Source organism: Chryseobacterium sp. sg2396, from assembly GCF_042610505.1.
GTDB lineage: Bacteria > Bacteroidota > Bacteroidia > Flavobacteriales > Weeksellaceae > Chryseobacterium.
This window is the reverse complement of the sequence record NZ_JBHGAQ010000002.1, coordinates 299,267-313,118: the sequence shown is the minus strand read 5'-3', so window position 1 is coordinate 313,118 and position 13,852 is coordinate 299,267. Positions and strand designations below refer to the sequence as shown.

The window sequence follows — 13,852 nt, the reverse complement described above, 5'->3', positions numbered from 1 at the left end:
TTTTGTCCCTTACAAACCCTAAGCTGACTTAATTTATTCTGCTAAATTGATTTCTTTTTCTTTGATAGGTTTCACTTTTTCCTGGAGGTATTCGAAAATAACATATAAAACAGGAATCACAAAAAGCCCCAGAATCGTACCGATCAGCAATCCGATGGCTGCTCCCGTCGCAATGGAACGGTTACCCACTGCGCCGATTCCGCTTGCCAGCACCAACGGCAAGAGACCGAATATGAAAGCAAATGAAGTCATCAGGATCGGTCGCAATCTTGCTTTTGCTGCATTAATGGCAGACATGACGATGGTTTCACCGTGGTGCCTTCTCTGAACAGCAAACTCAACAATCAAAATCGCATTTTTCGCCAGTAATCCAACCAGCATGATGAGTGCAATCTGGAAGTAAATATTGTTTTCCAGTCCCATGATTTTTTGTCCGAAATAAGCTCCCATTACCCCAAGAGGAAGTGAAATCACAACGATCAGAGGGAGGATGTAACTTTCATACTGTGCGGATAGAATAAAGTAAACAAAAATAAGACTTAAAGCAAAAATCAGAATGGTCTGAGACCCGGAATTTAATTCTTCTCTGGTCAGTCCGGTAAATTCGACATCATAGTTTTGGTTTAATGTTTCTTTGGCTACCTGCTGTACGGCCGTAATCGCATCTCCGGAACTGAATCCTGCTGAGTTGGCTCCCGTGATCTTCACCGAAGTAAATAAGTTATAACGGCTTACCGACTGTGGACCATATGCTTTTTTCAGACTTACAAACTGTGAGATCGGAGACATTACGCCTGAACCCGTTTTCACATACAGTTCATTCAGATTGTCAATATTTTGTCTGTTTTCAGGAAGGGCCTGAACCATTACCCGGAACTGCTTTCCGTATTTGGTAAAGTCAGCCGTATAGATCCCTCCGATATATCCCTGCATGGTAGAAAGGATGTCACTTACCGAAACACCAAGCTGCTTTGCCAACGGGACATTGATCTGCATTTCGTACTGCGGATATTTTGTATTGAATGAAGTCTGTGCAAACTCAATTTCCGGTCTTTGCATCAGCTTTCCGATGAATTCATTCGTCTTATTGTCAAGGTCCGCATATTCACCACCCGATTTATCTAAAAGAACCATCTCGAAACCGGCGCTGCTACCAAAACCGGGTACACTCGGCGGCTGGAAGAATACTACTTTTGCATCAGGAACCGCTCCCGATATCCCAAATAAACTCTTGGTAATATCTTCTGAGGTCTGACCGTCTTTTTTTCTTTCGTCAAATGGCTTTAGCTTAATGAATGCAAGACCGTTGTTACTTCCGTTTCCTGAGAGGAATCCTCTGCCGGTGGATATCGTTACATTTTGCACTCCCGGAACCTTCATCGCTTTAGCCTGAAGTGTTTTAAGAGCGTTGTACGTTCTCTCCATTGAGGCTCCCGGAGGAAGCTGAACATCGGTAAAGATAATCCCTCTGTCTTCCGTAGGAACGAATCCTTTTTTCATAGTAGTACTTGCCCAATATAAAATTCCACCTGTAATCGCGAATATGATCAGGGTAACCCATTTATGCCTTAGCAAGAATACAAATCCTCTTCCGTAACGGTCTGTTGTCGTTTTGAAAGCAATATTGAACTTATAGAAAAACTTCTGAATGAAATTTAAATTTTTATATTCTGCATGATGAGCATCGTGAGGTTTTAAGAACAATGAGCACAAAACCGGACTTAATGTCAAAGCATTAATCGCAGAAATAATGATCGCCACAATCAGCGTGATCCCGAACTGCTGGTAGAAGACCCCTGTAGGACCAGTAATAAAGGTTACCGGGATAAATACGGATGCCATTACGAGAGTAATTGAGATGATCGCTCCGGTAATCTCGTCCATCGCTTCTACCGTCGCCTTTTTTGCATCGGAAATTCCGTGTTCCATCTTGGCGTGAACGGCCTCGACGACGACAATGGCATCATCCACTACAATACCGATCGCCAAAACCAAAGCAAAAAGGGTTAAAAGGTTTAATGAATATCCGAATAAATTCAGGAAGAAAAACGCTCCTACGATCGAAACCGGAACTGCAATAGCAGGGATGAGTGTAGATCTGAAGTCCTGAAGGAAGATATATACCACGATAAATACCAGGATAAAAGCTTCGATGAGAGTATGAACTACTTTGTCGATAGACGCTTCAAGGAATTCGTTCGTATCGAAGTTGAAGGTGTACTTAATCCCTTCGGGAAAACTTCCCTCCGCTGATTTCAGATAGGCTTTAATATTTTTAATAATTTCCTGGGCATTTGAACCTGGCGTCTGGAAAATCCCCATACTGATTGCCGGATTGTTTCCGTTTTCCCCGATACCTGTATAAGACTGTCCTGCAAGTTCTACTTTGGCAACATCTTTCAGCATTAGATTTTGTCCGTCACCCAGAGACTTGATGATAATATTATCGTATTGTTCCTTATCATTAAATTTTCCTACATATTTAATAATGTATTCGAAAGAGCTCCCGCTGTTCTGTCCGATAGAACCGGCTGCTGCTTCTCTACTCTGCTCGTTGATCGCATTGGTAACATCTGTGGGGGTTATTCCGTAGGCAGCCATCTTTGCAGGATCAAGCCATACCCTCATGGAATAGTTTTTTCCACCGAAAACGTTGGCATCACCTACTCCATTGATCCTTTTTAAGCTCGGAATAACATTGATATTCAGGAAGTTCTGAAGATAAACGTCATCAAGGTCCTTATTTTCAGAATAGAAAGACATGTACATCAAAGCACTGGTCTGCTGTTTCTGCGTTACCACCCCGGAACGGGTTACTTCACTCGGTAATAATGGGGTAGCTCTGGTTACACGGTTCTGAACGTTTACCGCTGCTATATCAGGATCAATCCCCTGTTTGAAGAATACCTGAATGTTGGCTGAACCGTCATTTCCCGCACTGGAAGTAATGTAATCCATCCCTTCCACCCCGTTGATCTGTTCTTCTAAGGGAACCACCACACTTTTCATGACTGTTTCGGCATTTGCCCCAGTGTAATTTGCCGTGACACTTACTGTGGGGGGCGCAATGTCCGGATATTGTGTAACCGGCAGGGCGATAAGTCCCAATACCCCGAGAATCACGATGAGAATTGAGATTACCGTAGATAAAACCGGTCTGTTTATAAAATTTTTAATCATTTTTTAGAATTTCGGTTTTATTGATTGAACGAGACTATCCATTTTCACAGGCTGCTTTTTAACGGCAGTTCCGGGCTTCAATCCTCCGATTCCTGCTGCAATTACAGTTTCGCCTTTATTGACTCCGGACTTAATTAAAGCCATATTGTCGATTCTGTCGATCACATTGATGACAACATTTCTTGCCGTATCGCTTTTGTCTACTTTATATACATAAACGATTCCCTGTTGTTCGTATGTTGCACTTTCCGGAACTACGAGTACGTTGTCGTAATGTTGAGGGAATCTTATGGTTCCACTGTTACCATTGCTTAAAAGCTTCTGTGCATTGCTGAAAGCAACTCTGAACTGGATGGTTCCCGTCGTAGGGTCGATCTGTCCGGTAATGGCTTGGATTCTTCCTTTTTCAGGATAAAGGCTGCCGTTGGCCAGCTGCAATTCGACCATAGGAAGATTTTTAATTTTTTCAGATATGTTCGCGCCTGGAGATTTCTCAAGGAAATTGAAATATTCTTTTTCATTCATTGAAAAATACGCGTAGATTTCGGAAGTATCGGAAATGGTCGTCAGAGGGGTCTGATCGCTTGGTCCCACTAGACTTCCGACCTTCAGGGGAAGTTTTCCAATTACTCCTGAAATCGGCGCCCTGATCACTGAATATTCGATATTGGCTTCTACACCTTTATAATTGGCCACTGCCTGGCTTTTGGATGCCTGCGCCTGCTTAAGTTGTGCCTGCGCCTGTGCAAGATTTGCCTGTGCAGTCTGTAATTGTACGTTGCTGATAATATTTTTCTGAACCAGGGGTCTGAGTTTGTTTACTTCAACATTAGCGGCCGATACAGCTGCCTGTGCCGCTGCAATGTTGGATTCTGCTGCGTTGATTCCCGCTTTGGAAGCAGCTGCCGTTTCGTTCAGAATATTGGTTTCCAACCGGAAAAGCGGTTGCCCTTTGGTGACATACTGCCCTTCATCTACCAGGACCTGGGTGATATATCCCTGTATTTTAGCCCGTACGTCATTGTTCACCCTCCCTTGAATGGTAGCCGGAAATGTTTGGTAGCCGGTGACATTTTTGGTCTCCACATTTACCACAGGATATGGTTTCGGGCCGTCCTGCTTAGGAGCTTCTTTTTTGCAGGCCACCAGAGAAAGGGCTGCAGCAGAAAGTATAAGTAGCTTATTATTCATTTTATAGTTTATTAAGAGATTCCTGAATTTGTATTATATTTTTGGTCAACAGTGCTTTATAAGCCTCGGTTTTTTCATTGTAATTATTATGATTTTTCTTAAAACGATCTAAATCATCCAGCAGTTTCAATTCGTCTTTCAATTTTTGAACTATTTTTTCAAATCTTATCTTCTTGTAGCCATCATTGATGAAAAAATACCGTTTCCGCTCATCCATCCTGTTATGATCCGTGATAAGTTCCGAATTCAGCAAAAGGGAAATGCTGGTAGAAACCGAACTTTTGCTTGCAGAAAAAACTTCCACAAACTCATCAAAAGTAATGCCCACTTTGTCATAATCGAAAAGAAGATATGCATAAATCTTTGATGCTAAGGGTGGTAAACTGAAAACGGACCCATAAAACTTTATGGCATCCTGAAAAATTTTATCATCAATTTCTATACTCTTATGCATGGTATATAAATTTTGACACAAAAGTAAAAAATTAGTTCTGAACTAAACGAACAAATATGATAGAGTTTATGAATGTACAGTGTTTTAAAAATTCAATGATTATAGACTTAACTTTTCAATTAAATAATAATCTTCTCGAATGCTTTACGCACACCACCGGCCAGGAATACCTCCCCGCAGTAACTGTACCCTTTGCTTTCCAGGATTCTGAGCATTGCCGTATTGTCAAAGTTCGTATCTACTTTAACACTTCGTATGCCATGCGAACAGGTGAATTCTTCGATATGGTCGAAAAGTATCTTTACCATTCCCTTCCCTGCAAATTTTGCATCCACGGCTACGCGGTGTACGACAACAAATTCGCCGTTACTCAGCCAGGCACCTTCAATAGTACTGTAAGCAGGCTCGTCATTCAGAATCAGTGCTGCATAGACGGCAATCTCATCATTTACAGTCAGTACATATCCAAAACCCTTTGAAATATCGCTTTCTACCGTATCTGCATTGGGATATCCCTGCTGCCATTGGGAGCTGCCATCCTGTCTCCGTCTTTCGATGGCCTGCTGCAGAATGTTCCAGATCTTTTCTTTTTCATCAATTTGTGCTTTTCTTAATCTGATTTCTGAATTCATTGCTGAGAATTTAATTATATATAAAATTGGGTTCAGTTAATAAACCCTGTTAAAAGTAAAAAACCGAAAACTAATTAAAATTAATTTTCGGTTCGAAGTAGTAAAATTTAAAATTATGAAATTGTTTTTATTGATTTTCATTTTGCTGGAGATAAGCGTCAATAACGTCGAAGGCTTTCTTTTCATCTTCCAGTTTCACCATTACTTTCAAAGAGGTTGCCGTAGGCGTTGTTGTAAAAGTAAGGTAATTGTTTTCTACTGAATTTCTTATTTGTGCATCATCCAGTTTAGACTTAATTAACTGAATCTCTGCAGGTTTGTCACTTTCAAAAACTGATACTCTTGTACTTCTTTCCATAATACGTTTTCGTTTGAGTATCTAAATATATAACGTTTTTTTGAAAATTACAAATTTCGGAATTTAAATTTTATTAATATTATTTTCAATTTTATCCAGCGCCAGCTGAATTTCCTCTTTTGTGACGTTTAAGTGCGGTCGGAAACGCAGCGACTGTTCTCCGCAGGACAGAATAATCATTCCGTCGTTCCAGAGTTCATCCCGTAAATGATTTCTCTGCTCAGAAGTGGAAAGGTCAATGGCACACATCAGGCCTCTTCCTCTGGCATTGGACAGTTTTTCAGGATATTTTTGCTGTAAATTCTGAAGGCCTTCCAACAGGAATTCACCCACCACTCTTGCATTTTCCACCAGTTTTTCTTTTTCGATCACTTCCATCACCAGCTGGAAACGGAGCATATCAATAAAATTTCCTCCGAACGTGGAATTGATCCTGGAGCTTTCCCTGAACACATTATTGGGAACTTCATCGAATTTTTCTTTATTGGCCAGGATTCCGCAAACCTGTGTTTTTTTACCGAAAGAAATAATGTCGGGCTTTGCCGTAAAATGTTCGAATGCCCACATTTTTCCCGTAATTCCGATACCGGTCTGTACTTCGTCAAAGATCAGAAGGATTTCGTGCTGGTCGCAGATTTTGCGCAATCCCATCAGGAATTCGTCCCGGAAATGGTTGTCACCGCCTTCCGCCTGGATCGGTTCGATGATGATGCATGCTACCTTATTAGGGTTCATCAGAATAGCCTCTTCAATATTCAATAAAGCCAGCCTCTCATTTTTTATGGTTTCCTCCAGATTCTCTTCGGTGATCGGGAAAGTAAGTTTAGGATTCAGGATTCTTGGCCAGTTGAACATCGGGAAATACTGGTATTTTCTCGGGTCGGCTGTATTGGTAAGGCTTAAGGTATAGCCGCTTCTTCCGTGGAATGCCTGTCTGAAGTGGATACAAATTCCTGCTTCCAGATCAAGACCTTTCTCGAAATTTTTTCTTGTTTTCCAGTCGAAACAGGCTTTCATTGCATTTTCAACGGCAAGCGCACCCCCTTCAATGAAGAAAGCATACTGCAGTTCCTGAGGAATAGCAACTCTTTCAAAAACTTCCAGGAACTGAGCATATTCTTCGGAATATACATCAGCCAGGGTCGGCTTATTCACCGCCATTTTTCCTAGCCATGCCGATTTTTCAAGAAGATAAGGATGATTGTACCCGACGGATGCTGAAGCAAACATCGAAAACATATCCAGGTATTCGCGGTTTGTAAGTTTATCGTAAAGCCATGAGCCGTGGGATTTTTCAATATCCATCACGAAATCGAATCCGTCTGCCAGCACGTGCCTGCCTACGGTTTCCTTTACTTTGTTTGTTTGTATATCAATAGTTGTTTGCATATTAAATAAAATCTTAGGGTTGATTAGAATTTAATAATCAGAAATCGGGATTTATATCATAACGCAGATCGTGCGGTTTTTTGCATCCCGGTTTCTATATTAGTTTTTTAAAGGTCAAACTTAATGCCTTGTGCCAATGGCAGGCTGGCGGTATAATTGATGGTATTCGTCTGTCTTCTCATATAATATTTCCAGACATCCGATCCCGATTCCCTGCCGCCGCCGGTTTCTTTTTCACCGCCGAAAGCACCGCCGATTTCTGCGCCTGATGTTCCGATATTCACATTGGCAATTCCGCAGTCCGAACCTGCATGGGAAAGGAATAACTCCGCCTCTCTAAGGTTCTGGGTCATAATCGCAGACGATAATCCCTGCGGAACATCATTCTGGATGGAAATGGCCTCGTCGAGCGTACTGTATTTAATTAAATATAAAATAGGAGCAAAGGTCTCATGCTGAACGATTTCATAAGAATTTTTCACTTCAGCAATACATGGCTTTACGTAGCAGCCGGATTCATAGCCTTTTCCTTTCAGGACTTCTCCTTCCACGATAAATTTCGCTCCTTCTTTTTTTCCTTTTTTAATGGCTTCCTGATACATATTTACCGCATCTTTATCAATCAGCGGCCCGACATGATTGGCCTCGTCCAGAGGATTTCCTATTTTTAACTGTCCGTAAGCTTTTACCAGCCTGTTTTTTACTTCATCGTATACGCTTTCGTGAATGATCAGCCTTCTCGTTGAGGTACATCTCTGCCCTGCCGTTCCTACTGCTCCGAAAACCGCTCCGATGATTGACATATCGATATCGGCATCTTTGGAAATAATGATCGCGTTGTTTCCGCCCAGTTCAAGGATAGATTTTCCGAATCTCTGTGCCACATTCGCGGAGACCATTCTTCCGACTCTTGTAGATCCCGTGAAGGAAACGAGTGCGATTCTTTTATCGTCCACCAGACGCTGTCCGATCTCGTGATCTGCCACCAGCACACTTGAAATTCCTTCCGGAAGGTTATTTTCTTTTAATACTTCATTAATAATATTCTGGCACGCAACAGCACAAAGCGGTGTTTTTTCCGAAGGCTTCCAGATCGTTACATTTCCGCAGATCCATGCCAGCGCTGTATTCCAGGACCATACGGCTACCGGGAAGTTGAACGCAGTAATAATCCCTACGATTCCCAAAGGATGATACTGCTCATACATTCTGTGTCCGGGTCTTTCAGAATGCATGGTATACCCGTGAAGCTGTCTTGAAACCCCAACGGCAAAATCACAGATGTCGATCATTTCCTGAACTTCACCCAAACCTTCCTGTAAGGATTTACCCATTTCATACGAAACAAGTTTCCCCAGATCGTCTTTGTATTGTCTTAGTTTCTGGCCGAGCTGCCTTACGATTTCCCCTCTTTTAGGGGCTGGAATAAGCCTGAATTCTTTAAAAGCCTTCTCCGCCGTTTCGATTACCTTATCGTAATCCGATGCTCCGGAAGTTTTCACTTTTGCAATCAGGTTGCCGTCCACCGGAGAGTAACTTTCTAAGGTTTTCCCTGATGCAAAGTATTTTCCGCCTGTTGAAGTTCCCTTATTCTCATCTTTAATTCCCAGATTTTTGAGCGTTTTTTCAATCCCAAAATCCTTTACTTTTTTAGACATAAAAATTTTACTTTTCGTTTCCTCTAAAGATAAAAATATTATGCGAACCGCAAAATTTTAATTTTTTAACATGTTTTTTATTTGGACTAATTATAAACATACTTATCTTTGTAAGGCAATCATTTGAATTTCAGAAATGGAAAATAACAGGATTAAAAACGAATCTGCTGCAGAGGAAAAAAAACCGTCCCGCTGGAAAAGCCTGCTGAAAAAATTCGGGATTGGCGGCATTATATTTTTTACGGTGAAGGGGATCATCACGTCCACGCTGATCTACTTCCTGGGGAAAAATGCATGGAGCATTATTGCAGGCTACTTTACAGGAATATTTGATTAATTGATTGAAATAAAATATGAAAAAAAGCTGAGATTTTTCTCAGCTTTTTTTATTATAATTGTTAATTGGACTTAAAAATCATTCTTTCTTTTTCCTTCCCGATTCCATCAGCTTTTGATGCAGCAAATACTCAATCTGCCCATTAACGCTGCGGAATTCATCGTTCGCCCATTTCTCCAGAAGCTTATAGGTAGACTCATCGATCCGGAGAACAAAGGATTTTTTGCCTTTGCCTGGGGAAGTATTCTGGGCTTTTTCAGATTTCATTTTATTGATTCTTTTCTAATGCTACGTAAAGCTGACCTTCTATGTTTACGTGTTATTTGTATTAATTGTAGAGTGTTCCGGCATTCAGGATCGGAGTGGCTGCTTTTTCACCGCACAGCACAACCATTAAATTGCTTACCATCGCTGCTTTTCTTTCATCATCCAGTTCTACAATATTTTCTTCGGAAAGCTTTCTTAGGGCTAAATCCACCATTCCCACGGCGCCTTCTACAATTTTAGTCCTTGCGGCTACAATGGCTGTTGCCTGCTGACGCTGAAGCATGGCACCGGCAATTTCCGATGCATAGGCAAGATGTGAAATCCTCGCTTCCTGAATGACAATCCCGGCTTTTGAAAGTCTTTCTGTGAGTTCTTCTTCGAGGATGGCATTAATCTTATCTCCACCTTCCCTTAACGTAATCGGAGCATGGTCATCTTCCAGGTTGTCATACGGAAAGCTCATGGCCAGATGACGTACTGCTGCTTCACTCTGCATTTTGACAAAATCCGAATAGCGTTCTACATCAAAAGCCGCTTTATAAGTATCTCCCACTTTCCAGACAATGACAACGGCAATTTCGATAGGATTTCCCATTTTGTCGTTTACCTTTAAGGTTTGTCCCTGAAGGTTTTCCGAGCGCAAACTGATCCTTTGGGATGAATACAGGGGATTGATGAAGAACAGTCCGTTATCCTTTACGGTTCCTACATATTTTCCAAAAAAATTTAACACCCGTGAGTGGTTCGGCTGGATGATCATCAGTCCTTTCAGGAAAAAGCAGAAAAGAATAAAGGTTAAAAAGCCCAGCACTACAAGAGTAATACTGCTATCGACTCCCATCGCAAAAAAATAAATTGAAGCCACAAACAATCCGAGACAGATCACCAAAGTTAGGTATCCGGACATCGGTTTTAAGATTTTTTCCATGATATTGATTTTTAAATTTGATATTATTTTAATATCATAAAGATATATCTAATTATTGAAATTCCAAGTATGAATTTTAATATTTAACAAATCTTAAATTTAATGACAGACTAAAAGTTATAAAACAAATAAAAATCCCGGAAGCAACAACTTCCGGGATTTCATTTATAAGAGATCAAATTTTATTTCTTTGTCAAAATTCTGAACTTTACATAAGAGGCAATGGCTAAAGCCAGCATCGTTCCAAGTCCGATGTACACCCACGCCGGAACCGGAACCGGATCACCTGCTGCATATGAGTGAAGCCCGCTGAGGTAATAATTTACCCCAAAATAGGTCATTACCATCGAACAGAATGCAAACATCGTCGCTACGTGGAATGCCCATCTGCTTCGTAATCCCGGAACCAGTCTCATGTGCAGAACAAAAGCATAGACCATGATGGAAATGAAAGCCCACGTTTCTTTCGGGTCCCAGCTCCAGTATCTTCCCCAAGATTCGTTAGCCCAGATTCCTCCTAGGAAATTTCCTACTGTTAAGGCAAACAGACCGATGGTTAAAGACATTTCCGAAACGATAGCCAGTTCCTTCAATGTGGTGTCGTGATGTATCTTATATGTTTCTTTTTGTGAAATAATATAGAAGATCAGGCTGATGACCGCAATGATCATTGACAAGGCGAAGAATCCGTAGCTGGAGGTGATAATCGCTACGTGAACGATCAGCCAGTAAGATTTCAATACCGGAACCAGCGGCGTAATCTGAGGGTCCAGCGCGGAGCCTCCATGGGCAAATCCCATCATAATAACCGCTACCATAAATCCGGCTGCCGGAATTAAAGCATTGGAATTTCTATACAGTAAAAGCCCGGCCGTAATCCCCACCCATGAGATGAAAATGATCGCTTCATATCCGTTACTCCAGGGTGCGTGCCCCGAAATATACCATCTGGCTACCAATCCCAGGAAATGGAAAGCGTATCCGATAATGCCTATTACGATGATTGCTTTGATCGCCTTATTTAAAATTTTATTCGGCTTGAATAGTTCTACGAAGCCTAAGATCAGCAATAATCCTCCGATCAGGGTGTAGAAAATCAAGAGTTTGAAGTTGATGTTCAGTTTATTCATGAAGACTTCAAGATCCACTTTCGATTTTGCAGGAACGACCGCTTTGCCCCATTTCTGCTGATATACCGAAAGCTTTGCCAGTTCTGCATCGGCTTTGCTCCAGTTACCGGTTTGCTGTGCTTTCAGTACTTCAGCGAAATAAGGACCCATTACCTGCTGGGATTCCATGTCCGGTTCCATTTTCTGGTCCAGCCACGAATGCCAGGTGTGGTTGGCATCATTCTTTACCGGGACAATTCGCATAAACTGACCGCTAAAAAATTCGTTGAAGATCTGCACCCTCTCGTTTACGGCAATAACTTCTTTGTCATAATTGGTCTGCTCGGCCGGTTTTTTACGGAATGCCGTATTATAATCGCTTTCAAGAATATATTTTAGATTTCCGTTGGCATCTGCCGGGAACAGATTCATCAGGGAAGTATACCCGTCTTCATCTGCTTTTGTTTTGTTCTTTAATTCATCACCCCCCTTCGTTCCTACTTTGATCATCGGAACCATCGTCCAGCTCGGTGTGTCGATATTCACTGATAAAAACCATTGGTTTGCTGTTAGAGATTTTCCGTCTGTTCCTTTAAACTCGTCTTTTTTATAAAGCTTTCTTAAAACATCCAAGGCTTCGGTATTGATCGGCACGATACGACCTTCAAAATTCTGTACCAACAGATATCCGAATTTATCGGCATGCTCAGTACTGATTTTATTTCTGGCAATGATTTCGTCTGCCGTTACCACCTTCATTTTCGTAAACGGCTTCGGCCCTTGTGGCTGAGCGGTTTCAGGTGCCGGAGCATGGTTGTGGTTTTCACCTTCTACATGCATATGCTCCCTGCTTCCGTCGGTAGTCCCATGCGTTTCAATTTTCTGGGCATTCAGGCCAAAGCTTAACAGCAGTAAAAGTACGGTTGCCGCTTTCTTTTTATTGACATCTTTCAGCATTTTATTCAGTTTCCAGAAGTGGGTTCCTTTCCAGAAGAACATAAAGAACATTCCTCCGAATAAAAAAGTGTATCCGATGTAAGAGATCAGCGTTCCCCAGAAATCGTGGTTTACGGAAAGTACGGTTCCCATTCGGTCCGGATCGAAACTCGACTGGAAGAAACGGTATCCTTTGTGGTTCAATACATGGTTCATATAGATTTTGAAAGGGGTCTGTTTTCCTTCATCGATAATTTTAATGTGGCTTTCATAAGCGCTCGGAGAAGAACTTCCCGGGTAAGTTTCCATCACGAAGTCATCCAGCTTTAAAGAGAATGGCGTATTGTACACCTTCGGCCCGAAACCGATCATGATGTTTAGTCCGTCCATGGTTACCTGCTTATAGGCATTGGGATTTCCTTTTTCTACGGAAAGATCGACCAATTGCTTTGTTTTCGGCCCCTGAAGTTCTACCGTCAGCATATCCGGAACATTCTGGTCCTTTTTACGGTCGCCTTCAATGGATATTAATTTCCCTTTTCTTAAACCTTCGGGAACCACCAATTTCAATTCGTTGATGGAATATAAACTTCTCAGGGCCAAAGGCTGGAATTCATCTTTTTTGGTTGTTCCGGTAGCCTGCGTGGCCATGGTCATATAATTGGCATCAACCGGCGTCTTGATAAACAGTTGTCCGCCTTCATTTTTAAATTCCACCGCACCGTCGATCGCCCTGTTGAAGGTAACGAGCGTTCCGTTGACGGATTTGGTTTCACCCGGTTTGATGAAAATATTCTGTCTTCCCGTTTGCCCGGTAGATACTAAATGTAAATATTCCGATCCATTCGGATTGGCCACAAGGCTGTCTTTTTTTCGCTGAACATACTCTTTGGCCACTACTTTTACCTGTTTTCCACGGAAATCATAAGTAGCTTCAAGATTTTTGTGAAGCGGGGACATCAGGTAAGGAATATCCTGGTAATTGAGAACATCTCCTTTTTCTTCGATCTGGATCTTAAGGAAATTCTTATCGGTTACGATTTCATTGGTCGTTTCACCTTCCCTGATGTGCATCATGCCTTCAAAACTGATGTAGCGGGTAATGGCACCGCCGATAAAGATCAGTACAAAAGCAAGGTGGAACACCAGCACCGGCCATTTGTCCCTTTTCCAAAGCCTGTATCTTCCGATATTGCCGATAAAATTAAGGATTAAAAGGAGCATGATTAATTCAAACCACCATGCTTCGTAGATTAATGCTTTGGCTGTGGGGGTTCCGTAATCGTTTTCTAAGAACGTTGCATAGGCCATCGCGAATGCATACCCCAATAGCAGCACTGCCATTGTTCTGGTTGAGATCAAAATATCCTGGATCTTCTTCATATGTATATACTTGACATGCAAAAATAAGGA

11 protein-coding genes are annotated in these 13,852 nt (G+C 41.7%); 1 reads left to right on the top strand and 10 read right to left on the bottom strand.

Annotated features, from left to right (window positions below; all coding sequences use genetic code 11):
• Positions 1 to 33: 33 nt before the first annotated feature.
• The 7 genes from ACED20_RS03155 to ACED20_RS03125 all read right to left on the bottom strand — a co-directional run bounded on the left by ACED20_RS03155 (position 34) and on the right by ACED20_RS03125 (position 8,862).
• Positions 34 to 3,180, bottom strand: a complete 3,147-nt coding sequence (locus ACED20_RS03155; RefSeq protein WP_294233090.1) for an efflux RND transporter permease subunit — start codon at positions 3,178 to 3,180, stop codon at positions 34 to 36.
• A gap of 3 nt (positions 3,181 to 3,183) precedes the next feature.
• Positions 3,184 to 4,371 carry an efflux RND transporter periplasmic adaptor subunit gene (locus tag ACED20_RS03150; RefSeq protein ID WP_294263103.1) on the bottom strand — a complete coding sequence of 396 codons (1,188 nt, stop codon included), beginning with the start codon at positions 4,369 to 4,371 and terminating at the stop codon, positions 3,184 to 3,186.
• 1 nt (position 4,372) lies between these two features.
• Positions 4,373 to 4,825: a transcriptional regulator gene (locus ACED20_RS03145; RefSeq protein ID WP_294203533.1), complete on the bottom strand. Its 453-nt coding sequence runs from the start codon at positions 4,823 to 4,825 to the stop codon at positions 4,373 to 4,375.
• Positions 4,826 to 4,944: 119 nt separating this feature from the next.
• Positions 4,945 to 5,457 carry a GNAT family N-acetyltransferase gene (locus ACED20_RS03140; RefSeq protein WP_294203535.1) on the bottom strand — a complete coding sequence of 171 codons (513 nt, stop codon included), beginning with the start codon at positions 5,455 to 5,457 and terminating at the stop codon, positions 4,945 to 4,947.
• Between the two features lie 127 nt (positions 5,458 to 5,584).
• Positions 5,585 to 5,815, bottom strand: coding sequence for a DUF2007 domain-containing protein (locus ACED20_RS03135; protein ID WP_294203536.1), 231 nt, complete (start codon positions 5,813 to 5,815; stop codon positions 5,585 to 5,587).
• A 63-nt stretch (positions 5,816 to 5,878) separates the two neighbouring features.
• Positions 5,879 to 7,204: an L-lysine 6-transaminase gene (lat, locus tag ACED20_RS03130; RefSeq protein WP_378103446.1), complete on the bottom strand. Its 1,326-nt coding sequence runs from the start codon at positions 7,202 to 7,204 to the stop codon at positions 5,879 to 5,881.
• 107 nt (positions 7,205 to 7,311) lie between these two features.
• Positions 7,312 to 8,862 carry an aldehyde dehydrogenase family protein gene (locus ACED20_RS03125; RefSeq protein WP_378103445.1) on the bottom strand — a complete coding sequence of 517 codons (1,551 nt, stop codon included), beginning with the start codon at positions 8,860 to 8,862 and terminating at the stop codon, positions 7,312 to 7,314.
• A 136-nt stretch (positions 8,863 to 8,998) separates the two neighbouring features.
• Here ACED20_RS03125 and ACED20_RS03120 point away from each other — a divergent pair, with 136 nt between their 5' ends.
• Complete coding sequence (locus ACED20_RS03120) at positions 8,999 to 9,199, top strand: hypothetical protein (protein WP_294203540.1); 201 nt, start codon at positions 8,999 to 9,001, stop codon at positions 9,197 to 9,199.
• A 78-nt stretch (positions 9,200 to 9,277) separates the two neighbouring features.
• On the opposite strand, the gene ACED20_RS03115 is transcribed toward ACED20_RS03120, so the two are convergent.
• The 3 genes from ACED20_RS03115 to ccsA all read right to left on the bottom strand — a co-directional run bounded on the left by ACED20_RS03115 (position 9,278) and on the right by ccsA (position 13,822).
• Positions 9,278 to 9,466 (bottom strand): Arc family DNA binding domain-containing protein, encoded by a 189-nt coding sequence (locus ACED20_RS03115; RefSeq protein WP_294199280.1) that lies wholly within the window; start codon positions 9,464 to 9,466, stop codon positions 9,278 to 9,280.
• A 61-nt stretch (positions 9,467 to 9,527) separates the two neighbouring features.
• Complete coding sequence (locus ACED20_RS03110; RefSeq protein WP_294219888.1) at positions 9,528 to 10,394, bottom strand: SPFH domain-containing protein; 867 nt, start codon at positions 10,392 to 10,394, stop codon at positions 9,528 to 9,530.
• Between the two features lie 182 nt (positions 10,395 to 10,576).
• A complete protein-coding gene (gene ccsA / locus ACED20_RS03105) occupies positions 10,577 to 13,822 on the bottom strand; it encodes a cytochrome c biogenesis protein (RefSeq protein WP_294241525.1) in 3,246 nt (1,081 codons plus the stop codon).
• Positions 13,823 to 13,852 lie beyond the last annotated feature (30 nt).

Bases quoted from the DNA above. Each gene is read 5' to 3' on its own strand.
- ACED20_RS03150 (WP_294263103.1), bottom strand. From the start codon at position 4,371: ATGAATAATAAGCTACTTATACTTTCTGCTGCAGCCCTTTCTCTGGTG.
- lat (WP_378103446.1), bottom strand. From the start codon at position 7,204: ATGCAAACAACTATTGATATACAAACAAACAAAGTAAAGGAAACCGTA.
- ACED20_RS03120 (WP_294203540.1), top strand. From the start codon at position 8,999: ATGGAAAATAACAGGATTAAAAACGAATCTGCTGCAGAGGAAAAAAAA.
- ACED20_RS03145 (WP_294203533.1), bottom strand. From the start codon at position 4,825: ATGCATAAGAGTATAGAAATTGATGATAAAATTTTTCAGGATGCCATA.
- ACED20_RS03125 (WP_378103445.1), bottom strand. From the start codon at position 8,862: ATGTCTAAAAAAGTAAAGGATTTTGGGATTGAAAAAACGCTCAAAAAT.
- ACED20_RS03140 (WP_294203535.1), bottom strand. From the start codon at position 5,457: ATGAATTCAGAAATCAGATTAAGAAAAGCACAAATTGATGAAAAAGAA.
- ACED20_RS03110 (WP_294219888.1), bottom strand. From the start codon at position 10,394: ATGGAAAAAATCTTAAAACCGATGTCCGGATACCTAACTTTGGTGATC.
- ACED20_RS03135 (WP_294203536.1), bottom strand. From the start codon at position 5,815: ATGGAAAGAAGTACAAGAGTATCAGTTTTTGAAAGTGACAAACCTGCA.
- ccsA (WP_294241525.1), bottom strand. From the start codon at position 13,822: ATGAAGAAGATCCAGGATATTTTGATCTCAACCAGAACAATGGCAGTG.
- ACED20_RS03115 (WP_294199280.1), bottom strand. From the start codon at position 9,466: ATGAAATCTGAAAAAGCCCAGAATACTTCCCCAGGCAAAGGCAAAAAA.
- ACED20_RS03155 (WP_294233090.1), bottom strand. From the start codon at position 3,180: ATGATTAAAAATTTTATAAACAGACCGGTTTTATCTACGGTAATCTCA.